Genomic DNA, 23,832 nt, shown 5'->3' with positions numbered 1-23,832 from the left:
TGTTTCGCCAATTTACAGAGGGGAATCGCATGGATAAGATGACATGGTTTTCCCACTATGGCGATCCCTTCCATGCATGCATCGCGCCTTGCCCCGCAACGTCACCGCGCCCCGGACAGCGCCGCGGGCACGGGCGGCAAGCCGGGCCAGGATACCTTGCTGCTGCTCTTGCCCGTCAAGCGCGCCAGCGACATCATCTACGGTGCGCGCTACGCCAGGCGCCTGCAGGAATGGGGCATCCAGGTCAGCGTCAGCCTGCTGCACGTGACACCGGCGCCAGCGCGCCGGGCCGATGGCTTGCCCCAGCACAACGCCGGCGAATGCCATGCGCTGGACCCGGCCACGCAGCACATGATGCACGAGGCGGGACTGTACCTGAGCCGCTCTCAACTCGCCTTCAATACCCATATTTTTGCCGGCGAGCTGCTGTTTACGATCCTCGATACGGCTGAACTGCTCGGCTGCCACGAAATCGTCCTGCCGGCCCTGCGTCATAGTCCCTGGCAGCGCCGTTTTTCCGGTGCGCTCGCGCGCAAGCTGGCGCGCGCTACGCGCAGCGCCACGGTATTGCTGGCCGACACCGACGGCATGAGCGGGCCGCCGCCGGCCTGAAGCGCCGCCAGCACCCCGCGTCCGGCCCATCCACATTCACATGAAAACTCTTTGATGACACAAGCTATTACCCTGCATGCGGGCCTGAGCAATATGCCGCCAGGCATGTCCCGCATGCGCGAGCTGCTCAAGCTGCAATTGCGGGCGCAACTGCAGCGCCGCCAGACGCGCATCTGGCTGCAGCTGCTCAATTCCCACCCCGTGTTCCAGGACTTGCTGCAAGCCTACCCGCGCCTGATGCACAAGGTGTACCGCCCTTACCTGAGCACGAACCTGTCGTGCCGTCAGCGCGTCGCCTTGCTGGTCGAACACTATCATTTCATCCTGCAGCAGGGCTGGGGCAAGTTGATGACGCAGGCGGCGCGCGCGCCGGTGCGGCTGGGCACCGTGCCGGGAAAATCGGGCGCGCCCTACCACCTGCAGCTATGCTCGCTACAACCGATGGACCGCGAAGGCGAGATGGTCCTGCAACTGGCGCACGGCGATGACGTGATCTACTCGGTCGCGTTTACCTTTTTCGGTTCCCGCGCGCGCGCCAGCATGAGCGTGGGCATCGGTTGCATCCAGGGCCCGCGCGGCGCGGAAGGCTTGCGCCGCGTGCGCGAAGCCACGCGCGACCTGCATGGCATGCGCCCCAAGGCCCTGATGGTGCGATTGGTGCGCCAGCTGGGACATGAACATGGCTGCCGTAACATGGTGCTTGTAGGCAACGTCAACCGCGCCGTCCACCATTCCGCCAAAAAGGGGCGTTTGTTCGCCGACTACAATGCCCTTTGGCAAGAACTCGGCGCCCAGGCACGCAAGGATGGCGATTTTGAGTTGCCATGCGAAAACTTGCCCCTGCCTGCCCTGGAAGACATTCCCTCGAAAAAGCGCTCGGAAGCACGTAAACGCCACGAACTGACGCTGGCCATGATCAGCAGCCTGCGTAACGGCCTCGACGCCCATCGCAGCCCGGTGCAGCTCGCCACGGCAGGCGCTGCGGCAGCCGCCAACGAAGTACGGCAAGCGGTCGATCTGGATGACGACGACTACGCTTCCGCTATCGCCTGAGTCCCCCGGCCACTGCACGATGCCCCGCCCCCGCATCGTTGTTTGCCATCGCTGCCGCACCACCGCCCCTCCTGCAACACACGCTTCAACCCATGCACGGCTCAATCCTGTTACGCTAGCACTATCGGCATGCACTGCGGTGCGCCGGTTCCCCCAACGCTTACTAGGAGGCAAGTCATGCGCGTAGACATCTACCGCCGGGCCGAGCACGACGGCATTTTTTCCTACCTCGCCGTGCCGGAAGGAAAGCTCATTCCGGAAGAAGTTACCAATACCGACTGGCAGCTGGAAGTACGCGCCAGCGAAGTGGCTGACGATGCCGAGATCTTGCCCAACTACCATATCGAACAGCCGCACCAGCAGATCGCCGCCAAGGGCTATGCGATCACGGGCCTGAAAGACATGTAAACGAAAAAAGCCAAACCAGCATGTCTGCGGTTTGGCTTTGTTGCATGCGCCGGGCGGTGCCGGTCAGTATTCGACCGCCACTTCTTGCGCACCCAGCATTTGCTCCAGCGCCATCTGCAATTCATCCGATGGCGCCACTTTCCATTCGTCCCCGAATTGCAGCACGCAACTGACGCCTTGCGGGCTGACCTTGGCGGCGATCGGCAGTCCGTCCGCAGCCCGGTGCGGCATGATCACGTCGCTGATGCGCTTCATGTCCAGCGTCGTGGGCAGAGTCAAGCCCAGCTGGCGGCCATACTGCACGCGCGCAGAGATGATGTCGAAGGCGCTCTCGGCCGTGATGCGCAAGCCGCCCGAAAAGCGGTCTTCCGACACCTTGCCCACGACGGCGAGGAATTCATCTTCCTTGAAGATTTTCCGGTTGGAATCGAACAATTCGCCGTACACCGTCACTTCCACCGTACCGCTCTTGTCGTCGAGCGTAACGATGAGGATCTTGCCGCGCTGCGTCATCTGCGTGCGCAAACCCGTGATGACGCCCGCCATCATGCGCGGTTCGCGCGACGGCGACAGTTCCGACAGTTTCGTGCGGGCAAAACGGCGTGCCTCGGGCGCATACGAGTCGAACAGGTGGCCGGACAGGTAGAAGCCCAGCGCGATCTTTTCTTCCGTCAGGCGTTGTTTGTCTGTCCACACGGGCACCTTGACGTACTCGGGCGGCGCCACCATGTCGCTGTCGTCGCCGCCGAACAGGCTCACCTGGTTCGCCGCCTTGGCCGCCTGGTCGGCGCACTCCATGGCGAACGCCACGGACGCGAGCAGGATGGCGCGGTCGACCTTCAGGCAATCGAAGGCGCCGCTGCGAATCAGGGATTCGATGGTGCGGCGGTTGATTTGCTTTTTATCAACTCGCTTGCAGAAATCGAACAGGCTGGTGAATGGCCCGCCCGCCTCACGCGCGGCGATGATGGCTTCGATGGCGTTCTGGCCGGACCCCTTCACGGCGCCCAGGCCATAGCGGATCTGCGTGACTTTCTTGCCGCTCACGGATGGCGCCGCGCCGCTCGGCATGAAGCGGTAATCGGATTCGTTGATATCCGGCGGCAACAAGGTCAGCTTGCAGATTTCCAGCGAGTCTTCCACCAGGATCTTGATCTTGTCCGTGTCGTCCATGGCCAGCGACAAGTTGGCGGCCATGAAGGCGGCCGTGTGGTGCGCTTTCAGGTAAGCCGTGTGATACGACAGCAAGGCATAGGCGGCGGCGTGCGATTTGTTGAAACCGTAGCCGGCGAACTTTTCCATCAAGTCGAAGATCTCGTCGGCCTTTTCCGCCGTCAAGCCATCTTTCGCCGCACCGGCGCGGAAGATCTCGCGGTGCTCGGCCATCTCTTCGGCTTTCTTTTTACCCATGGCGCGGCGCAGCATGTCGGCGCCGCCCAGCGAATAGCCGCCGACGATCTGCGCCATCTGCATCACCTGCTCCTGATACACCATGATGCCGTAGGTTTCGGACAGAATCGATTCCGTGCGCGGATCGGGATAATCGAAGCGTTCGCCGTGCTTGCGCTTGCAGAAATCGGGAATCAGGTCCATCGGGCCCGGACGATACAGCGCCACGAGCGCGATAATGTCCTCGAAGCGGTCGGGACGCGCATCTTTCAGCATGCCCTGCATGCCGCGCGACTCCAGCTGGAACACGGCCACGGTCTTGGCCTTGGTCAGCAAGTCATACGATGGCTTGTCGTTCAGCGGCAAGGTGGCCAGATCGAAATTGGCTTGCGCCGGATCAAGCTGCTTGATGTAACGCACGGCGCGGTCGAGAATCGTCAGCGTGGTCAAGCCCAAAAAGTCGAACTTCACGAGGCCGACGGCTTCCACGTCGTCCTTGTCGTACTGCGACACGACGCCCGAATCGCCGCCCTGCGTGTACAGCGGGCAGAAATCCGTCAGCTTGCCGGGAGCGATCAGCACGCCCCCCGCGTGCATGCCGATATTGCGCGTGATGCCTTCGACCTGCTGCGCCAGGTCCAGCAACTGCTTGACCTCTTCCTCGTTTTCCAAGCGTTCCTTGAGCAGCGGTTCTTCCTCGATGGCGTCGGCGATCGACACGGGTTTGCCGGGCTTGAACGGGATCAGCTTGGAAATGCCGTCGCAGAAGTTATAGCCGAAATCCATCACGCGGCCCACGTCGCGGATCGCGCCCTTGGCCGCCATGGTACCGAAGGTGGCGATCTGCGAGACAGCCTCCTTGCCATACAAATCCTTGACGTGCTGGATGACTCTGTCGCGCCCTTCTTGACAAAAGTCAATATCGAAGTCGGGCATCGAGACGCGTTCGGGATTCAGGAAGCGCTCGAACAGCAGGTTGTATTGCAATGGATCAAGATCGGTAATCAGCAGCGAATACGCCACCAGCGAACCCGCGCCCGAACCGCGGCCCGGGCCGACGGGCACGCCGTTTTCCTTGGCCCACTGGATAAACTCGGCCACGATCAGGAAGTAGCCGGGGAACTTCATGTTGCAGATCGTGTCCGTCTCGAATTTCAGGCGCGACTCGTAGCGCGGACGCTCCTTTTCGCGCTTTTCCGGATCCGGATACAGCTGCAGCAACCGTTTTTCCAGGCCCGCCTGCGATTCGGCGACGAGGAACTGGTCGATCGTCATGCCTTCGGGCGTGGGGAAATTCGGCAATTGCGGCTTGCCCAGGGTCAAGGTCAAATTGCAGCGCTTGGCGATTTCCACGGAATTGGCCAGCGCGGCCGGCAAGTCGGCGAACAGCTCCGCCATGTCGGCCTGCGACAGGAAGCGCTGGCTGTCGTTAAACCGTTTCACGCGCTTGGCATTGGCCAGCATTTCGCCTTCGGCGATACAGGTGCGGGCTTCGTGGGCAATAAATTCCTCTGGAGAAATAAATTGCACGGGATGCGTGGCCACCACGGGCAAGCCCAGCTTGGCTGCCAGCGCCACCGCATGGCGTACCTGCGCTTCCTGGTTGGCCTGGCCGCCGCGCTGAATTTCAACATAGAAATGGCCGGGAAAAATCTCGGCCCAGCGCTGCGCATTGCGCTCGGCCAGGGCCAGGTTGCCATTCTCGATGGCCGTGCCAACATCGCCGAAGTGCGCGCCCGACAGGACGATCAAGCCATTGGCCGCGCTTTCGCCCGGATACAGCTCATAGGTATTCGTCGCCAGCGCCTGCAGCCATTCGATGCGCAGCTCGGCACGGCCCTTGTACTGGTTCGTCAGCCAGGCCGTCGACAGCAATTCGCACAGTTGCAGATAGCCCATGCGGTTCTTCGCCAGCAACAGCAGCCGCGACGGCTTTTCGCGGTTGTCGTCATTCGTGATCCACACGTCGACGCCGACGATGGGCTTGATGCCCTTGCCGCGCGCTTCCTTGTAGAACTTGACCATGCCAAACAGGTTCGACAGGTCGGTGACGGCCAGCGCCACCTGCTTGTCCTTCGCCGCCGCCTTGACCACGTCGTCGATGCGCACCAGGCCATCGACGATCGAGTACTCCGAGTGCACGCGCAAATGGACGAAGGCAGGGCCGGGCTGCATCGCTTGCTGTGAACCTGCCGGAGCGCCGGCCTCTTGCATTACCATTTCCATCCTGTGTACCGTTTCGTGCAAAATTCAATAGGGTCTATTCTACCGCGTCGCGGCCCCGGACCGGCGGTGCGGCCCCCGGTTGCGGGCAAGAAATTCCTGCCGTGCACAGCCCGCCGGCACGGCAAAACGTGGCTGGCCGGGTATCCCGCCAGGCCTGTCGGGCTTATAATATCGGCTGTTCAGTCTAAGCCGATCGCCATCATGCAAGCCATCACCCCAGCAACACCCGCCGTTTCCGCCGCCGTCAGCCCGTCCGCCACCACGTTTGTCAATATCGCCGCGTATAAATTCATTACGCTCGACGATACGGAAGCCATGCGTCCCTTGTATCAGGAGCAATGCCTGGCGCTGGAACTGAAGGGAACGATCCTGCTGACGCCGGAAGGCATCAACATGTTCCTGTCGGGCACGCGCGAGCATATCGATGCCTTCCTCGCCTGGGTCCGCAGCGACGCGCGTCTGGCCGATCTGGAATGGAAGGAAAGCTTATCGAACGAACAATCGCACAAGCGCATGCTGGTCAAGCTGAAAAAAGAAATCATCACCATGCGCATGCCGCTGATCAAGCCGGAACTGGGCCGCGCCCCGTCCGTCGACGCGCATACGCTCAAGCGCTGGCTCGACGCCGGCGTCGACGATGCGGGCAAACCCGTGGTCATGATGGAAACGCGCAACGCCTTTGAAGTGGACGTGGGTACGTTCAACAACACGCTTGATTACCGCATCGACAAGTTCACGGAATTCCCGGCCGTGGCTGCCGCCCACAAGGATGAGCTGGAAGGCAAGACCGTCGTCACCTTCTGCACGGGCGGCATCCGCTGCGAAAAGGCCGCCATCCACATGAAGGAAATCGGCTATGACAGCGTGTACCAGCTCGACGGCGGCATCCTGAAGTATTTCGAGGAAGTGGGCGGCGAGCACTACACGGGCGACTGCTTCGTCTTCGATTACCGCACGGCGCTGAACCCGAAACTGGAACCAACGGAAACCGTGCAATGTTTCGTCTGCCGCGCCGTCGTCACGCCGCGCCAGCAGCTGGCGCCGGAATATGTGTATGAAGTGTCATGCCCGCATTGCTACGGCAAGAAAATCGCTCAATAACGTCAGCCCAAAATCATGGTGAAGAAATGTGTGGCTTGGTGGCCACACATGACGCAGCACGCCTAACCTGACGCTCCAAGACATTGCAGTCAGCACCCTGAAATGGTTGCCATGCAATGTTTAGATAGAGAATCTTTTAACATCATTACATATTCCACCACATACACGTCCGACTCTCGCGCCAAACGCAAGCAAATGTAACAACATTGGATTTGCTTGGAGCTTTAATAAACACTGTTCGTCTCCACAATAATAATTGCCGTTTGGATATTTTTAATATCAGGCATTATTGCGTGCTTTATTTCACATTCTTTCCGATCCACCTGTAACCGGACGGTGTCCGTTGAAGCGATGCATACATGGCAATTCCATGTGTTCTGAATTATAATCAAGAGCTAATTGTTTTTTGTCGCATGGGAAATTTTAGATGATTTTGGTAACAGGAGAGCCGAAGTTTATTATTTTATAATTTCACTTCATGCTGACTCGGCTTGCACGGAACGATGAACCAGCAACTGATGTGATAAGCACGCTTGCTCGGAAAGCTTGCTCGGAAAATTAGCGCAACAGGTATCCAGTCTACCGAGCTATTTTTCCAGCCGGTTTTCTATTCATGACGCCCGGCGTTGCGAAAATTACCATACCAAAAAACAACGCTACGCGATCAGGCCATGGGCCGGCGAGTTAGTGGCAAGCATCAAGGTATCAACTTGAGCGATGCGGAAAAGCAGGGACAAGAGCAGACATGGTAGCGTGTGGCCTGACCTGTACACCGAACTTATACTTTGCCACCAGGCACTGCGCTGGCCGATCAGTTGTACGGGCGCCAGCCCGCAAACCAATGAGGCAGGCAAATTTAATTCGTTCAATAGGAATAATAAAAATGAAAGCAGTCATTCTTGCGGGTGGCCTCGGCACCCGGATCTCCGAAGAGACCCACACCAAACCCAAGCCCATGATTGAAATTGGCGGCAAGCCAATTTTGTGGCATATCATGAAAAGCTATTCAAGCCATGGCATCAACGACTTTGTGATTTGCTGCGGTTACAAGGGCTATGTCATCAAGGAATATTTCGCGAATTATTTCCTGCACACGTCGGACGTGACGTTCGATATGCAGAATAATCAGATGGAAGTGCATGCGCGCAATGCCGAGCCGTGGAAAGTGACACTGGTCGACACGGGCGACGAGACCATGACCGGCGGGCGTCTGAAGCGTGTCCAGCCCTACCTGGAAGGCGAAGAGGCATTCTGTTTCACCTACGGCGATGGCGTGAGCGATGTCAACATTACTGAATCGATCGCCTTCCACAAGGCGCACGGCAAGCTCGCCACCCTGACCGCGACCCAGCCGCCCGGCCGCTTTGGCGCGTTGAATCTGGATGGCAACAAGATCAACAGTTTCCAGGAAAAACCGCAAGGCGATGGCGCCTGGATCAACGGCGGCTATTTCGTGCTGTCGCCGCAAGTCATCGACTATATCGCCGAAGACAGCACCGTGTGGGAAAAGGCGCCGATGGAGCGCCTGGCGCGGGAAGGCGAAATGCATGCCTTCTTCCATCATGGCTTCTGGCAACCGATGGATACCCTGCGCGACAAGGTGCATCTGGAAGAACTGTGGCAATCGGGCAAGGCCCCCTGGAAGGCGGCTTGATGAATCCCGCATTCTGGCAAGGAAAACGTGTTTTCCTCACCGGCCATACCGGCTTCAAGGGTGGCTGGCTGAGCCTGTGGCTGCAGCAGCTTGGCGCCGACGTGACCGGCTATGCGCTGGCGGCACCGACCACCCCCAGCCTGTTTGAGGTCGCCGACGTGGCCAGTGGCATGCAGTCGATCATCGGCGACGTGCGCGATGGCGACGCAGTCAAGCGCGCCATGGCCGCTGCGCGCCCGGACATCGTCATTCACATGGCCGCCCAGCCGCTGGTGCGCTACTCGTACGCCAATCCGGTGGAAACGTATTCCACCAACGTCATGGGCGTGGTGCATGTGCTCGAAGCCGTGCGCGCCACGCCTGGCGTGCGTGCGGTGGTGAACGTCACCAGCGACAAGTGCTATGAAAACCGCGAATGGCCGTGGGGCTACCGCGAAAACGAGGCCATGGGCGGCTACGATCCCTACAGCAACAGCAAGGGCTGCGCCGAACTGGTGACAGCCGGCTACCGCAGTTCCTTCTTCCATGCCGACAAATACGCCGAACACGGCGTGGCTCTGGGCAGCGGCCGCGCCGGCAACGTCATCGGCGGCGGCGACTGGGCGCTGGATCGCCTGATCCCGGATATGCTGCGCGCGATCGGCGCCGGCGAGCCGGTAATGATCCGCAATCCCCATGCGATCCGCCCGTGGCAGCATGTGCTCGAGCCGCTCAGCGGCTATCTGACCCTGGCGGAAAAGCTGTATACGGCAGGCCCCGTGCATGCCGAAGGCTGGAACTTCGGTCCGCACGATACCGACGCCAAGCCCGTCGAATGGATCATCGAGCGCATGACGCAAGAATGGGGCGCGGGCGCCTCCTGGTCGCTCGATGGCCAGGACCATCCGCATGAGGCGACCTACCTGAAGCTCGATTGTTCCAAGGCACGCGGCCAGCTGGGCTGGCATCCGCGCTGGGACATCGGCCAGACCATCGCCAAGATCGTCGAATGGCATAAGGCCTGCGACCAGGGCGCGGACATGCGGGCAATGACGCTGGCGCAAATCGCCACCTATCAAAATACCTGATTAATTACCTAATAAATTGAAGGCTGTATCATGAGCGAACAACTGACCCAACAACAAATCCGCGAGCAGATCGCTGCCCTGGTGGCGCAATACGGCGCACTGGCCAGCGTGCCGAAACCCTTCGAGCCGGGCGTGACGGTGATTCCACCGGCCGGCAAAGTCGTCGGCGCCCCCGAGATGGGCCTGATGGTCGAAGCCTCGCTCGACGCCTGGCTGACCACGGGGCGTTTCAATGACGAATTCGAACAGCGTCTGGCCAAGTTCATCGGCGTCGAATTCCTGATCACGGTGAACTCCGGCTCGTCGGCCAACCTGGTGGCCTTCTCGGCGCTGACGTCGCCGAAACTCGGCGCGCGCGCCATCCAGCCCGGTGACGAAGTCATCGGCGTGGCGGCCGGTTTCCCGACCACCGTCAATCCGATTTTGCAATATGGTGCGGTACCCGTCTTCGTCGACGTGGAACTGGGCACCTACAATATTGACGCCAGCAAAATCGAAGCGGCCATCACGGACAAAACCAAGGCCATCATGCTGGCCCATACCCTGGGCAATCCGTTCAACCTGGAAGTCATCGTCGCGCTGTGCAAAAAGTACAATCTGTGGCTGGTGGAAGATTGCTGCGACGCCCTGGGCGCCACGTACAACGGCCAGATGTGCGGCACCTTCGGCGATATCGGCACCATGAGTTTCTACCCTGCGCACCACATTACCATGGGTGAAGGCGGCGCGGTGTTCACCAACAATCCGGAACTGAAAGCGATTGCCGAATCGTTCCGCGACTGGGGCCGCGACTGCTATTGCGCGCCAGGCAAGGACAACACCTGCGGCCAGCGCTTCTGCTGCAAGCTGGGCACGCTGCCGGACGGCTATGACCACAAGTACACCTACAGCCACCTGGGCTACAACCTGAAGATTACCGACATGCAGGCCGCCTGCGGCTTGGCGCAGATGGACCGCGCGGCCGGTTTCGTGCAGGCGCGCAAGGACAATTTCAACTACATGAAAAATGGCCTGCAGAGCTGTGCGGAGTTCCTGATCCTGCCGGAAGCGACGCCGAACTCGGATCCCTCGTGGTTCGGTTTCCCGATCACCCTGCGTCCGGAAGCGAACGTGGACCGTGTCAGCCTGCTGACCTTCCTGGACCAGCACAAGATCGGTACGCGTCTGCTGTTTGCCGGCAACCTGACGCGCCAGCCGTACATGATCGGGCGTAACTACCGTGTCTCGGGCGAGCTGACGAATACCGACCGCATCATGCACGACACGCTGTGGATCGGCGTCTTCCCGGGCCTGACCCGCGAAATGATGGACTTCTCGATCAGCAAGATCGAAGAATTCTTTGGCGTGAATTTCTAAATCATATTATGAAACTACTGAAAGAACTCCTTCCCGCCTGTTTTTTGCTTGAGCCTAGCCACTTTGAAGATGCGCGAGGCACTTTTGTTAAAACCTATCATGAAGGCATCTGTAAAAGTTTAGGCGCCAATCTGGATATCCAGGAGGAGTTCTATTCTATTTCACGCAAGGACGTCATTCGCGGCATGCACTTTCAGCTGCCGCCGCACGATCACGACAAGCTGGTTTACTGTACCCGCGGCGCCGTCCGCGATGTACTGTTAGACCTGCGAAAAGGACCCGGCTACGGCAAAGTGGCATCCGTCGACCTGTCTGGAGAAAATGGGCTGATGGTCTTTATTCCCAAGGGAGTAGCTCATGGTTTTGTTGCGCTGACAGAGGAAGCGTTGATGCTGTACAAGACCAGCACGGTGCACACGCCGTCTGCCGACTGCGGCATACGCTGGGACAGCTTCGGGTTCGATTGGCAAGTGACAGCACCGATCATGTCGGCGCGCGATGAGCAGCACGGCGCCTTTGCCGATTTCATTTCTCCGTTTTAGTAGGATATATTCCGTGAAAGTATTTCTTACTGGCGCTACCGGTTTTATAGGCAGTCAGCTGGTCAAACGTCTGCTCGCCGATAATCACGAGGTTGCCATCCTGGTACGCCAGCATTCCGATCTCAGCGTATTGCAGGATGCCTTGCCAAAGATTAGCGTGCATATCCATGATGGCAGCTATTCCACCTTATATGCGGCATTGGAGCAAACTCGGCCAGACGTCGTGTGCCACGTTGCCTCCTTGTTCCTGGCACAGCACAAGCCGGAAGATGTGAACCGCCTGATCGAGTCAAATCTCGGCATGCCGACACAGTTGCTTGAGGCTATGCAACAGTTGGGCTTGCGTCGCCTGATTAATACCGGCACGTCCTGGCAGCACTTCGAGGACGCGGCATACAATCCTGTTAACCTGTATGCGGCCACCAAGCAAGCATTCGAGGACTTGCTGGCCTACTATGTATCCGCGCACGGTTTTCAAGCCATCACACTGAAGCTGTTCGACACTTACGGCCCCGGCGATACTCGCGCAAAACTGTTCAGCTTGTTGCGCAAGACAGCCCGCAGCGGCGTCAACCTGCGCATGTCGCCGGGAGAGCAACTGCTCGACCTCGTGTACATCGATGACGTACTCGATGCCTACCTCCTGGCCATGCAGCGCCTCCCTTCAATTGGCGCAGCGGAATGCTATGCCGTCAGCAACCCCGCTCGTCTGACCTTGAAAGATCTGGTGCGGGTCTATGGCGCCGTCGTAGGCAAAGACCTGCAGATCGAATGGGGCGGCCTTCCCTACCGTCCACGTGAAACCATGCAACCAAGTACGCGCCAACCTCGCCTGCCAGGCTGGCAACCGCAAATTACGTTGCAACAGGGGATCGCGCGCATGGAAGCCGACACGCTCATCGACGGCTTGCTTGCCGGACCAGGTAAATGAAAAAAGACATGCTCTGGGGCTATCTGTCTCAGTTTTTGCAGTATGGAGCAGCTTTGCTGGTTCTGCCACTATTGCTGAGAAAACTGAGCAGTGCCGAGCTGGGCATCTGGTACGTCTTCATGACGATATCGGCGCTGGTGACGATGCTCGACCTCGGATTCACGCCCACGCTGGCGCGCAATGTCAGTTATGTCCTGGGCGGCGCGAAACGCCTGCTCAAGGATGGTTTCGAAGTGCTGAGCACACCATCCCCAGTCGACTATAGCCTGTTCAATGCCATCATTCATGCGGCACGGCGCATCTTCATGGTATTGGCCGGCTGCGCCTTCCTGTTGCTGGCCACCCTGGGTAGCTGGTACATCGTGCATGTATCGCAAGGGCAGATCGCCACGCAAGAGGTATTGCTGGCCTGGGGTGTGTTTGTTGTCGCTACGGTTATCAATCTGTATTACAAATACTATACGCCATTACTGCAAGGACGCGGCCTGTATGCCGCCTTCTATAAATCGAGTGCCCTGTCCAATCTCGGTTTCGTGATTGTGACAGCGATACTCTTGCAATGCGGACTGACCTTACTGGCAGTGGCGCTGGGATACCTTGCTTCGGCACTCATTGGACGCTGGCTCAGCTGGTATTATTTTCACGACCAGTCTTTCCAGGCAGCCCTGCGTCAGGCGCCGCATTCCAGCATCTCCACGCGGGATATTTTCGGTATTCTCTGGCATAACGCATGGCGCATGGGCCTGGGGGTCATCGGCGCCTTCCTGATACTAAGGGCCAATACGCTGCTGTCGTCCGCTTACCTCGGCCTGGCCACCACCGCCGCTTATGCACTGACGCTGCAGGTCTATTCCGTCTTGCAAAACATGTCGATGGTTCTGTTCAATATCCAGCAACCCAAACTTGCGCAATACCGTGTCGCGAACGAACCAGGGCGCCTGCGTCACACCATACAGCTCGGCATCGGTTGTGCACTCGGGATCTTTCTCTGTGGCGCGATCATCCTGGTGTGTTTTGGCCCGACCATGATCAAATGGATCGGCGGTCAAACCGGGCTGCTGGCATTGCCACTGCTGATTTGGGTCGGGATCATGGTCCTGCTGGAATTGAACCACTCGCTGGCAGCCAGCGTCATTGTCACAGGTAACCGTGTGCCATTTGTCAAACCAGCGCTCGTTTCCGGGCTGGCTATTGTCACGCTCTCATGGCTAGGCCTGCGTTTGGGAGGGATGGGCCTGACGTGGCTCATAGCAAGTCAATTTACGGTACAACTCGTCTATAACAATTGGAAATGGCCATACATGGTCTGGCTCGAACTGTATCGCAATAAAGCGTCGCCTGCCGCCTCCTCGCCCCATCAAATGAAAGTGTAACGTTTGAACATTCTCGATATTGAAGACCAGTTTGCCATTTGTGCAGATCGTCCTTCGTCACTCATCATTGATGGTGGCAAGCGCCTCATGCCGACACTGTCCATCATGATCCCGACCTATCGCCGCCCGGACATGCTGGCGCAGGCGATTCGCTCGGTACTGGCCCAGGCAAGCGATATTGACTTCGAAATCGTCGTCGTGGATAACGACCATTCGATGAGCGAACAAATTGACGAACTGATTCGTCAATTTGCAGATGATCGCCTGCGCCTGTTCCGCAACAGCGAAAATCTGGGCATGTTCGGCAATTGGAACCGCTGTATTGAACTGGCGCGCAGTGAATGGATTTCCATTTTGAATGACGATGATTTACTGCATCCGGATTTTGTCGCTGAAATGTTCTCGGTGCTGAAAAAAGATCCTTCGATCAGCCTGCTATACTGCCGCTCCATTTTTATGGATGCCCGTGGCAGTCTTAACCAGCAGCTCAAAAACAGAATCAAACAAGGTCTGAAAAATATCAAGAATACATGGTTTTTGCCGCAGTTGAGCCGCATCCCGATTTCCCACGTCTATATGGATGCGCCATCGAGCGCCCTTGGCCTGATTTTCAAACGTAGTCACGCCATGCAAATTGGTGGCTACAAGGCGTCTGCCTTTCCCAGTTCAGACTATGTATTTTTCACGATGTATTTCCTGAATTTCGGTGCAAGCAGACTGAACAAGACCCTGGCGTATTATCGCATTCACGAAAACGAAACCGCCAATCCCGCCACCGGCGAAGGGTTTATTGCAAAAAACATACAATTGCGTAGGGCGCTGGAAAAACACGTCGATGTACCACCATCGCTGCTACGTCAGTATGCTCAGTTCTATGCATTGGTCACGATAAAACAATATAAAAACTTCTGGAATATAGACCTTGATCTCCCCCGTCTGCGCCGGGAACATGGCTTGAGCAAACTGCCAGCCACGCCATTTTTTCACCTAAGCAGACTTGTATTGCGCCTGTGCTTTCTCTTTTCTCGGAAAAAATAATTGAATTTGAATTCGAATTCAACAACATGATTCAATAATATTTTTATGACAAAAATAAATACACCGAAGAAGAAGATACTCATTGCCGCTTACGCTATCTCACCGTATTCAGGCTCCGAATTTGGCGTAGGATGGAATTTCGTTTCCAAGCTGAGCGCGTTTTACGACATTACCGTGCTGTACGGAACGTCCGGTGTCTGCATGGGAAATCATGAGGCGATGCTTCAATATCGCCAAAACAATCCAGACGATGGCGTCAACTATGTGTATGTCGAGCCGAACCGATTAGTGCGTTTGTTCGACTGGATGAATCGTTCGATCACCCCCCTGTTCTTTTCATTTTCTTACATGTTGTGGCAACGCCAGGTACTAGCCACCGCAAGAAAAATGCAGGCAAATGAAAATTACAGCCTCGTGCACCAACTGAACACGATAGGATTTCGGCATCCGGGTTTTCTGTGGAAACTCGATCTCCCCTTTGTCTGGGGGCCGGTCGGTGGAAGTTCGAACTTGAACGATATATTTTTCCCTATATTAGGTAAAGGAAACTTTCTTCGGCACAAGTTAAGAAACTGGACAAATAGCTACTTCCTGCAATACTCGGCACGCGTCAAAAATGCGGCAATGGCAGCAAAGGCAATTTTTTCGGCCACCTCGGCTGATCGCGATAATCTCCAGCATTTTCTGCATGTGGATTGCCAGATCATTCGTGAAAACTCGCTCTTGAATCTACGGGAGACGATCAAGCCGACAGGAGCAGAGGTGCAATTTGTCTGGGCTGGCCGCATCGACGAACTCAAGGCCCTGAACCTCGTGCTGAGCGCCCTGGCGCACTTGTCCGGACGACAGGACTGGCGCTTGCACGTCATCGGTGACGGACCGTGCAAAGCAGTGCTGCAGGCCCAATCCACGGCGCTGAAACTCGATGAGCGAATCATGTGGCATGGACAGGTGCCGCGCGAGCAGGTGCTCGACATCATGCGTGAAGCCGATGTCCACGTCATGCCGTCTATGATGGACAGCAATCCCACCGTATTGCTGGAAGCGTTTGAAATGGGTTTGCCCAGTATCGCGCTCGACCAGTTTGGCGCACGTGACCTGATAACAGCAGAAACTGGCTTCAAGGTAACGCTCAACACTGTAGAGGGCATCATTGAGCAGATGGCGGACCACATGGCATTTTGTCTGAACAATCATGCAGCGCTCGACCACATGAAAACCAATGTCCTGCAGCGCCAGGCGGAACTGCACTGGGATGTGACAATACGTCAGGTGCGCGACATTTATGAAAAGGTGACGCATGAGTGATTTTTTTTCAACGCTGGCGTCACGCGCAAGAAAAGAGAAATTCGCCATCGATCCGGACGTTCCCAAGGCCTATCTGCTGCGTTTTTTCGCTGGCAAGGTCATTGACCTCTTGCGCGGCATTCTCGTGTTTCGACGCCTGAACGCGCGCATTTTTGTCGGCAGGAAGACAGCGATTTTGTGTACCTCGAAAATCCGTACCGGCCGCTTCATCAAGTTTGCATCCGAATGCTATGTGGATGCCCTGTCGCGCGATGGAATTCATCTGGGGAATAATTTTTCCCTGGGACGTGGTGCATCCATTGAATGCACAGGATCGCTGGCAACCCTGGGCAAGGGGTTTTCTGCAGGAAATAATGTAGGAATTGGTTCCTTCAGCTTCCTGGGCTGTGCGGGCGGCATCAGCATCGGTGATGACACCATACTGGGTAATTTTGTCAGCATGCATTCTGAAAATCACAATTTTGAGGACAGCGGCGTCCCCATCCGTCTGCAAGGCGTCACTCAGCAAGGCATACGCGTAGGGAACAACTGCTGGATCGGCGCCAAGGCCACCATCCTGGACGGTGCCGAGATTGGCGACAATACCGTGATTGCCGCCGGTGCGGTCGTCACTGCGGGGAAGTATGAAGGCAACGCCGTATATGGCGGCATTCCGGCACGTAAATTAAAATCACTTATCGCATGACGCACATACCTCCCGTCTCCTCAGCGGAGTCCGTAAAAATCGACCTGGTGTTCTGCCATTTGCTCAATGACGCATCCGGCAGTCCGCGGGTACTGCGAGGCACCATCCGGGCATTGGTTGACGATCCCGCTCGCGCGATGCTCTTTGTTGGCTCCCAGGGCCGTGGCGTCCTGGAAACGTGCGGCATTCCCCTCAGCCGATATTGGTACCACCGTTCGCGGTTGCGTATCATTACTCTCTGCAATCTGCTACTCAGCCAGATATTTCTGCTGTTCTCCTTGCTCTGCCAACGCAACATCGCCAAGGATGCTGTGATTTATGTGAATACCCTGCTGCCTTTCGGTGGAGCGCTATATGGCAAGCTCACCGGGCGCAAGGTCATCTATCATGTCCATGAAATATCCATAGAACCCAAGCCCTTGCGTCTGTTGCTCTGCACGATCGCGCGCATGTGTTCGGCCTACAATATTTATGTGTCGAAGTCGCACGCGGAAGCCTTGCCTATCGCCGACGTGCCGGCCGTGCAAATCTACAATACGCTCGACGCGGACTTCACGGCTGTCGCGGCGCAAGCCAGCTATCAACCGCGTCACGATGGCATCTTTACGATACTGATGCTGGCATCGCTGCGCGATTACAAGGGTGTGCCGGAAATGGTGGCGCTGGCCGCCGCGCTGGCCGACCGCAAAGACGTGCAATTTGAATTGGTGGTCAACGACGACCAGGCGGCCATCACGCAATATTTTGCCCATATGCCGATAACGCCCAATCTGCGCGTATATCCTCGCACCGACAATCCCGCCATGTTTTATCAGCGCGCTGGCATGCTGCTCAACCTCTCGCGCGTGGATAGCTGGATTGAAACCTTCGGACTCACGGTGCTGGAAGGCATGGCTTTTGGCCTACCCGTGCTTGTACCACCATTGGGCGGGCCGGCAGAGCTGGTCAACGACTTGCAGGAAGGATTTCTGGTCGACTCACGTGACTTTGCACTGTTAAAACAAAGAACGCTGGCCCTTGCAGACGATACCGCCCTGTGCCATGCCATGTCGAAAGCGGCACGCGCCAGGGCCGAGAACTTTTCACAAGAGAAGTTTTCCCAGGCGCTCAGGGGGCTCGTGGGGATGCTGAGATGATGCGACCAATACACTTGCCTTCACTGTAAAGACGTGCTCCATCCAATATCACGGGAAATAGTTTGTTAATCGGTAAAATAATCCACACGCCACGTCAGATCGGTGCACCCTCGCAACTACTGTTCTGGGGCCTCCTGCTATCTGTACTTGCTCTCTTTTTCAGTTCCAACTATCTCAAACTGGGCAGCCTGTTTTTGACGGCGCTGTATATCGCGCTACCGGTAAAAAAAGTATGGCGCTATCGCGGTGAGAAGCTGGAACTCTACTTGTTGCTACCATGCATCATTGGCCTGCTCTTTGCATGGAAAAACCAGCTGGCCGATACGGTTCGGGATATTCTATTCTTTCTGATTCCGTACATTTACTTCATGGCAGGGAAAAGATTTTTCAAGCAAGGTGGGAATATCCGCCAGCTGATTTTTGGTTATTCGAAAATATACTGCGTCATATTTTTGCTGCTGCTGTGTTTCTTCTGGTTTGAAATGGGTTTTATCGGGGTGCTGCAAATACGTGATTTTGTCAGCCCCGGCAGCTTCCTGCTGGTCTACTGCATTGTCATGCTGTATGAAAAACGAAAGTCCTGGAAACAAGTATTGCACAACCCCTGGTTTATTGCGGTACATGCCGTTTTTCTCGCTCAGTTTTCGCGCACCTATGTTCTCATCTTGGCGGCTTTTTTTCTTCTCTCCGGCAGAAAAATCATCGACGCCAAAATAATGTGGCGCGCCTTGGCCCTTTTCATTCTTGCCGCTGCCGTTGCAGGCGCCTTTGGCCTGTATGATTTGATCGGTGAAACACTGCACAAGGCAATCTCAGAACTGCATTTTAATGAAGAATGGACTCAGGAGGACATCGGTACCAGCTATCGCGCCTACGAAATTTTTGCGTCATTTCGCGAATTCAAGAACTATCCCATCCTTAACGAGATTTTTGGCGGCGGATTCGGTGCATTAGTGCATCTCGATTTTCCAGTTCCATTGGGCGGTGCCGAATATTCGGAAATTCCATGGATGCACAATGGCTATCTGTACATTCTCGTCAAGAGCGGCCTGGCTGGCCTGCTGTGTTATTTCATTTTTTTGCTGAAAATGTTCAGGCGTGCCAAACACTGCACGGCCCCCCATGGCAGGATGATGATACTCGGCAGCATCGCGGGACTGTTGCTGTCCAACATGGTCATCTGCGGCATCTTCAGCAATGAATCCGTATTTTGTTACATCGTGTTAGGTTATTTCTCAAGTTTTCTTGCAACAAAAAAAACAGGTTCACATTAATATGAAAAAAATCGCTATCGTAGGTTCCGTCGGATTACCAGCCAAATATGGAGGATGGGAAACACTTGTCGACCACCTGACGGCGCACTTGTCCACTTCCTTCGATTTCACCGTGTATTGCTGTGCGGAAAAATACCCGGAGAAGCTGGCAACCTATAATGGCGCCAAACTGGTCTACATCAACCTCGATGCCAACGGCATGCAAAGCATCATCTATGACCTGTGGTCGATGTTGAAAGCCATCCGTTATGCCGATACGATCGTGGTCTTGGGCGTTTCCGGCTGCGTCTTCATGCCTGTGCTGAAGCTCATATCGCGCAAAAAATTTGTCATCAATATTGATGGCCTCGAGTGGCGCCGGGCCAAATGGAGCGGCTTTGCCAAATGGTTCCTGAAACTATCGGAATCGGCCGCCGTACGCTATGCCGACCAGGTCGTGACGGACAACAAAGCGATCCAGGACTATGTCAAAACGCAATATGGACGCGATAGCGCACTGATCGCCTATGGTGGCGACCATGCTGTACGTCCACAGCGGGATGATGCCATATTGGCAAAATATGAGCTCGATCGCGTGAAGTACGCATTTAAAGTATGCCGCATCGAGCCTGAAAACAATATCGACATGATCATCGAGGCATTCGCCAGCGCACCCACGATGGATCTTGTCATCGTGGGCAACTGGGACAATAGCGAATATGGCAAGCAATTACGGCAAAAATATGCCGGAATTGCCCATTTGCATTTGCTCGACCCCATCTACGATCACACTATCCTGAATCAGCTACGCGCTGCCTGCCAAGTGTATGTCCACGGCCACAGCGCTGGCGGAACCAATCCTTCGCTGGTCGAAGCGATGAGCCTGGGCTTGCCGGTGCTTGCCTATGGCTGCATCTTCAACCGCGAAACCACCAACCAGCAGGCTTATTTTTTTGACACGTCTGCAGAATTAACTGAACTGCTGAACAGCCTGACCGAGGCCAAGTTGACGCTCTTGGGACATCAGATGAAACAATTGGCGGATCAATTGTATACATGGAACAGAATTTCGAGCGGCTATGCAGACATCTTTTAACCCCCGCAGTTTTCTCGTGACGGGCGCCTCTGGCTTTGTCGGCCGGGCGCTGACACAGCATCTTGGCGTCCAGGCCGGGACGCGCGTGGTGTGCGCAGCCCGTAGCCACATCCCATGCGCGGCGCCAAACATGACGTTCTTCCAGTGCGACGATGCGCTTGAAACACAGGATTGGCGCGCGGCGCTCGATGGTGTGGAGGTGGTCGTTCATCTTGCGGCCAGGGTCCACGTCATGCGCGACACGGCAGCGTCTCCTGCGGACGAATTTCGTCGTATCAACGTGCAAGGCAGCATCAATCTGGCCCGCCAGGCAGCGGATGCCGGCATCCGCAGATTCATCTTCATCAGTTCGTTAAAGGTGAATGGCGAGCAAACGCTTCCTGGTCGCCCGTTCCAGGCCAGTGATGCAGCGAATCCACAAGACCCCTACGGCACGTCCAAACACGAAGCCGAACAGGCCCTGCTGGCCATTGGTCGCGAAACGGGCATGGAAATCGTTATACTGCGTCCACCGCTGATCTACGGGCCTGGCGTACGCGCAAATTTTGAACGATTGATGCGTTTGGTACAGCGCGGTGTACCATTGCCACTCGGCGCCGTACACAATGTCCGCAGTATGGTTGCACTGGATAATTTTGTTGATTTGATTGCGCTCAGTACATGGCATGCACAGGCACCGGGGAAAATATTCCTTGTGTCAGATGACCACGATGTCAGCATTGCACAGTTACTGCGCATGTTGGCAAGCGGCATGAAAAAACATATTTGGCTGATACCCGTTCCTCCCTGCCTGCTTGTGGCGTTGGCGCGCCTGGCAGGAAAATCGATGGATGCGAACCGCTTGCTTGACTCATTGCAAGTAGATATTAGCGAGACCAAACGCATGCTGAACTGGCAGCCCCCCCATGCAATGCGGGACGCCATCAACAAGACGGTGACTTCTTTTACTTCAAAACAATAAAAATACTCCAATGAAAAGATTATTTGATTTCGCCCTTTCTTCCGTAGTGCTGCTGGCCTTTGCCATCCCGATTCTCATCGTCGCCATACTTGTCAAGCTCACCTCCCCAGGGCCTGCCATTTACTGGTCGGACCGGGTCGGGGTGCGCAACAAGATTTTCCGCATGCCAAAGTTCCGTACGATGCGTATAGACACACCGGCCGTGGCAACGCACTTGCTCACGAATCCCGGGCAGTTCCTCACGCCGATAGGCTCCTTCCTGCGCAAGTCCAGCCTTGACGAGTTACCGCAATTGTGGAGCATCCTGCGCGGCGACATGAGCTTTGTCGGCCCCCGTCCCGCCCTGTTCAACCAGCAGGATTTGATCGCGCTGCGGACGGAATACGGCGTCGACCGCATACTGCCAGGCCTGACCGGCTGGGCGCAGATCAATGGCCGCGATGAATTGCCGATTCCGGAAAAGGTCAAACTCGATCTGGTCTACATGCAGCAGCAATCGTTCTTCTTCGACTTGAAAATTATCCTCCTGACGGCGCTCAAGGTAGTACGCCGCGATGGCGTCACGCATTGATGAGTTTTACATTGGAAACAGTATTGTTTTTGCGATATTCCAACGGTTTGCAGCAAAGCCAACGCTGCCCTTATCCTTTCTAAAGTAATTATTCGTCAAAATGAAACTAATTATTGATTTATCACGATTCAAGAAACAGCTCATTGCTGTTACTGCTGATTTGATATTCTTGCCATTGACCTTTTGTCTGGCGATTATTTTGCGCTACGATGTCGTTAACCTGAACTTGTTCCTCAGCTATTTCTGGATCATCGTTGCGGCCCCCATCGTCGCCATCCCCATCTTTATCAAAATTGGTCTGTACCGCGCCGTCATCCGCTTCATCGATCAGAAAATCGTGTATGTGGTCGTCTTCGGTGTCACGCTGTCGGTCGCTGTTTTACTGGCACTGGCGGGGCTATTGACGCATATGGCCGGAGTCTCGCGCGGCGTATTCGGCATTTATTGGGTAAGTGCCTTGACCTACGTGGTGGCCAGCCGCTTTCTCGCACGGGGCGTGCTACTGCACCAGATGGGACGTCGCTATACGCGCGTCGCCATCTATGGCGCGGGCAAAGCGGGCGTGCAACTGGCCAGCGCCTTGCGCGCAGGCCGCGAGTACATGCCAGTGGCGTTCATCGACGATATGAAAGAATTGCGCGATGCAACTATTTCTGGCATTAAAGTCCATCCGTCCAATGCGCTGGCCGACGTGATCGAGAAATATGGGGTAAACGAGATACTGCTGGCCATGCCTGCCTTGAACAAAGGCGAACAGAAAAAAATCCTCAATAGCCTTGAACACCTGAAAGTCAAGATCAAGGTTACCCCGCCGGTGGAAAGCCTGGTCAGTGGCGAGTTACGCGTGCAAGATGTCCGCGACATCGAAATTGAAGATTTGCTGGGCCGTGACCAGGTATCGCCCGATCTGTCGCTGATATCCAGTTGCATTATCGGCAAATCCGTCATGGTCACGGGCGCTGGCGGCTCAATCGGTTCCGAACTGTGTCGCCAGATCATCCGATTGAAACCTGCCCGCCTCGTCTTGCTGGACATGTCCGAATTTGCCCTGTATTCCATCAAGCAGGAGTTAAAAGGCATCAATGAAGGATATGAGCTGGGCGTCGACATCCTGCCCTTCCTCGGCAGCGTGCTCGATACCGAAAAATGTCAGCGCATCTTGCAATCCTTCTCGGTGGAGACGCTGTATCATGCGGCAGCCTACAAACACGTGCCGTTGGTGGAGCATAACCCCGTAGAGGGGGTACGCAACAATGTCTTCGGCACGCTCAGCATTGCCAAGGCGGCAATGGCAGCCCATGTCAAATATTTTGTCCTGATTTCCACGGACAAGGCGGTACGGCCGACCAATGTGATGGGCACGACCAAGCGCCTCGCGGAACTGATTTTGCAGGCATTTACACGCGAACAGAGCCACACGCGCTTTTGCATGGTTCGTTTTGGCAATGTCCTGGGCTCGTCTGGTTCGGTCGTTCCCCTGTTCCGCCGACAGATCGAGGCCGGTGGTCCGATCACCCTGACACATCCGGAAATCACACGCTATTTCATGACCATTCCTGAGGCCGCCCAACTTGTGCTGCAAGCCGGCGCCATGGGCACGGGCGGCGATGTGTTCGTTCTTGACATGGGCGAGCCCGTGAAGATCATGGATCTGGCTGAACGCATGATCCATTTGAGTGGCCTGGAAGTGAAGAGCAAGTCGGCACCGGACGGTATTGAAATACAGCATGTAGGTCTGCGCCCCGGAGAAAAGCTCTATGAAGAGCTATTGATTGGGGGCAATGTGGAAGGCACCGAGCATCCCCTCATCATGCGGGCAGAGGAATCGGAAGTGCCTTGGCAAGATTTGAAAAAGATCTTGGAGGAAATGGATCTTGCATGCAATGACTTCAATTTCGAGGCACTACGCAATCTGCTGCTGCGGGCAGTTCACGAATATGTACCGCAATGTGGTATCGAAGACCTGATCTGGTCGGAGCAGCGGCGTCGACAGGCTACCGCGGAAGATAAGTCGCCACCGCTCAAGGATAGTAATTTTTTGACATGATCCGGGCGACCGACTGAAGCCTGCC

Annotated in this window: 20 protein-coding genes; 19 read left to right on the top strand and 1 reads right to left on the bottom strand. The window is 56.0% G+C overall.

The window, feature by feature from the left end; genetic code table 11:
• The first annotated feature begins 72 nt into the window (after window positions 1-72).
• The 3 genes from CLU94_RS18330 (at window position 73) to CLU94_RS18320 (ending at window position 2,073) form a co-directional block, all read left to right on the top strand.
• Window positions 73-612, top strand: coding sequence for a universal stress protein (locus tag CLU94_RS18330; RefSeq protein ID WP_143451469.1), 540 nt, complete (start codon window positions 73-75; stop codon window positions 610-612).
• Between the two features lie 54 nt (window positions 613-666).
• Window positions 667-1,665 (top strand): VirK/YbjX family protein, encoded by a 999-nt coding sequence (locus CLU94_RS18325; protein WP_099666674.1) that lies wholly within the window; start codon window positions 667-669, stop codon window positions 1,663-1,665.
• Between the two features lie 177 nt (window positions 1,666-1,842).
• Complete coding sequence (locus tag CLU94_RS18320) at window positions 1,843-2,073, top strand: DUF6139 family protein (protein WP_092713976.1); 231 nt, start codon at window positions 1,843-1,845, stop codon at window positions 2,071-2,073.
• Between the two features lie 63 nt (window positions 2,074-2,136).
• Here the strand turns inward: CLU94_RS18320 and dnaE are convergent, their stop codons facing one another.
• The gene (gene dnaE, locus CLU94_RS18315; protein WP_099666673.1) at window positions 2,137-5,676 is read right to left on the bottom strand and encodes a DNA polymerase III subunit alpha; all 3,540 of its coding nucleotides are present in this window, start codon (window positions 5,674-5,676) and stop codon (window positions 2,137-2,139) included.
• Between the two features lie 213 nt (window positions 5,677-5,889).
• Here dnaE and CLU94_RS18310 point away from each other — a divergent pair, with 213 nt between their 5' ends.
• The 16 genes from CLU94_RS18310 to CLU94_RS18235 all read left to right on the top strand — a co-directional run bounded on the left by CLU94_RS18310 (window position 5,890) and on the right by CLU94_RS18235 (window position 23,807).
• Window positions 5,890-6,789: a sulfurtransferase gene (locus CLU94_RS18310; RefSeq protein ID WP_099666672.1), complete on the top strand. Its 900-nt coding sequence runs from the start codon at window positions 5,890-5,892 to the stop codon at window positions 6,787-6,789.
• An 883-nt stretch (window positions 6,790-7,672) separates the two neighbouring features.
• The gene (rfbF, locus tag CLU94_RS18305) at window positions 7,673-8,443 is read left to right on the top strand and encodes a glucose-1-phosphate cytidylyltransferase (protein WP_099666671.1); all 771 of its coding nucleotides are present in this window, start codon (window positions 7,673-7,675) and stop codon (window positions 8,441-8,443) included.
• Window positions 8,443-9,510, top strand: coding sequence for a CDP-glucose 4,6-dehydratase (gene rfbG, locus CLU94_RS18300; protein ID WP_099666290.1), 1,068 nt, complete (start codon window positions 8,443-8,445; stop codon window positions 9,508-9,510). The genes rfbF and rfbG overlap by 1 nt, the downstream gene beginning before the upstream one ends.
• A 30-nt stretch (window positions 9,511-9,540) precedes the next feature.
• Entirely contained in the window at window positions 9,541-10,866 is a 1,326-nt protein-coding gene (rfbH, locus tag CLU94_RS18295) for a lipopolysaccharide biosynthesis protein RfbH (protein ID WP_077408253.1), read from the top strand.
• 8 nt (window positions 10,867-10,874) lie between these two features.
• Window positions 10,875-11,408 (top strand): dTDP-4-dehydrorhamnose 3,5-epimerase family protein, encoded by a 534-nt coding sequence (locus CLU94_RS18290; RefSeq protein WP_180278696.1) that lies wholly within the window; start codon window positions 10,875-10,877, stop codon window positions 11,406-11,408.
• A gap of 13 nt (window positions 11,409-11,421) precedes the next feature.
• Window positions 11,422-12,339, top strand: coding sequence for an NAD-dependent epimerase/dehydratase family protein (locus CLU94_RS18285; RefSeq protein WP_218965306.1), 918 nt, complete (start codon window positions 11,422-11,424; stop codon window positions 12,337-12,339).
• A complete protein-coding gene (wzx, locus tag CLU94_RS18280) occupies window positions 12,336-13,712 on the top strand; it encodes an O-unit flippase-like protein (RefSeq protein WP_099666669.1) in 1,377 nt (458 codons plus the stop codon). Before CLU94_RS18285 ends, wzx begins: the two co-directional genes overlap by 4 nt.
• A 3-nt stretch (window positions 13,713-13,715) precedes the next feature.
• A complete protein-coding gene (locus CLU94_RS18275; protein WP_099666668.1) occupies window positions 13,716-14,750 on the top strand; it encodes a glycosyltransferase family 2 protein in 1,035 nt (344 codons plus the stop codon).
• 45 nt (window positions 14,751-14,795) lie between these two features.
• Window positions 14,796-16,058: a glycosyltransferase family 4 protein gene (locus CLU94_RS18270; RefSeq protein WP_099666667.1), complete on the top strand. Its 1,263-nt coding sequence runs from the start codon at window positions 14,796-14,798 to the stop codon at window positions 16,056-16,058.
• On the top strand, window positions 16,051-16,743 hold the full coding sequence (locus CLU94_RS18265; RefSeq protein WP_099666666.1) for an acyltransferase: 693 nt from the start codon (window positions 16,051-16,053) through the stop codon (window positions 16,741-16,743). Before CLU94_RS18270 ends, CLU94_RS18265 begins: the two co-directional genes overlap by 8 nt.
• The gene (locus CLU94_RS18260; RefSeq protein WP_099666665.1) at window positions 16,740-17,879 is read left to right on the top strand and encodes a glycosyltransferase family 4 protein; all 1,140 of its coding nucleotides are present in this window, start codon (window positions 16,740-16,742) and stop codon (window positions 17,877-17,879) included. Before CLU94_RS18265 ends, CLU94_RS18260 begins: the two co-directional genes overlap by 4 nt.
• Before the next feature lie 62 nt (window positions 17,880-17,941).
• A complete protein-coding gene (locus CLU94_RS18255) occupies window positions 17,942-19,153 on the top strand; it encodes an O-antigen ligase family protein (RefSeq protein ID WP_099666664.1) in 1,212 nt (403 codons plus the stop codon).
• Window position 19,154: 1 nt separating this feature from the next.
• Window positions 19,155-20,228, top strand: a complete 1,074-nt coding sequence (locus tag CLU94_RS18250) for a DUF1972 domain-containing protein (RefSeq protein WP_099666663.1) — start codon at window positions 19,155-19,157, stop codon at window positions 20,226-20,228.
• Window positions 20,212-21,189: a UDP-glucose 4-epimerase family protein gene (locus CLU94_RS18245; protein WP_099666662.1), complete on the top strand. Its 978-nt coding sequence runs from the start codon at window positions 20,212-20,214 to the stop codon at window positions 21,187-21,189. The genes CLU94_RS18250 and CLU94_RS18245 overlap by 17 nt, the downstream gene beginning before the upstream one ends.
• A 10-nt stretch (window positions 21,190-21,199) precedes the next feature.
• On the top strand, window positions 21,200-21,760 hold the full coding sequence (locus tag CLU94_RS18240) for a sugar transferase (RefSeq protein ID WP_099666661.1): 561 nt from the start codon (window positions 21,200-21,202) through the stop codon (window positions 21,758-21,760).
• A 100-nt stretch (window positions 21,761-21,860) separates the two neighbouring features.
• Window positions 21,861-23,807 carry a polysaccharide biosynthesis protein gene (locus CLU94_RS18235; protein WP_099666660.1) on the top strand — a complete coding sequence of 649 codons (1,947 nt, stop codon included), beginning with the start codon at window positions 21,861-21,863 and terminating at the stop codon, window positions 23,805-23,807.
• Window positions 23,808-23,832: the final 25 nt, after the last annotated feature.

It is taken from the genome of Janthinobacterium sp. 13 (genome assembly GCF_002749695.1).
Classification (GTDB): domain Bacteria; phylum Pseudomonadota; class Gammaproteobacteria; order Burkholderiales; family Burkholderiaceae_D; genus Janthinobacterium; species Janthinobacterium kumbetense.
The sequence above is the reverse complement of the archived record's forward strand: the minus strand, read 5'-3'. Positions and strand labels throughout refer to the sequence as shown.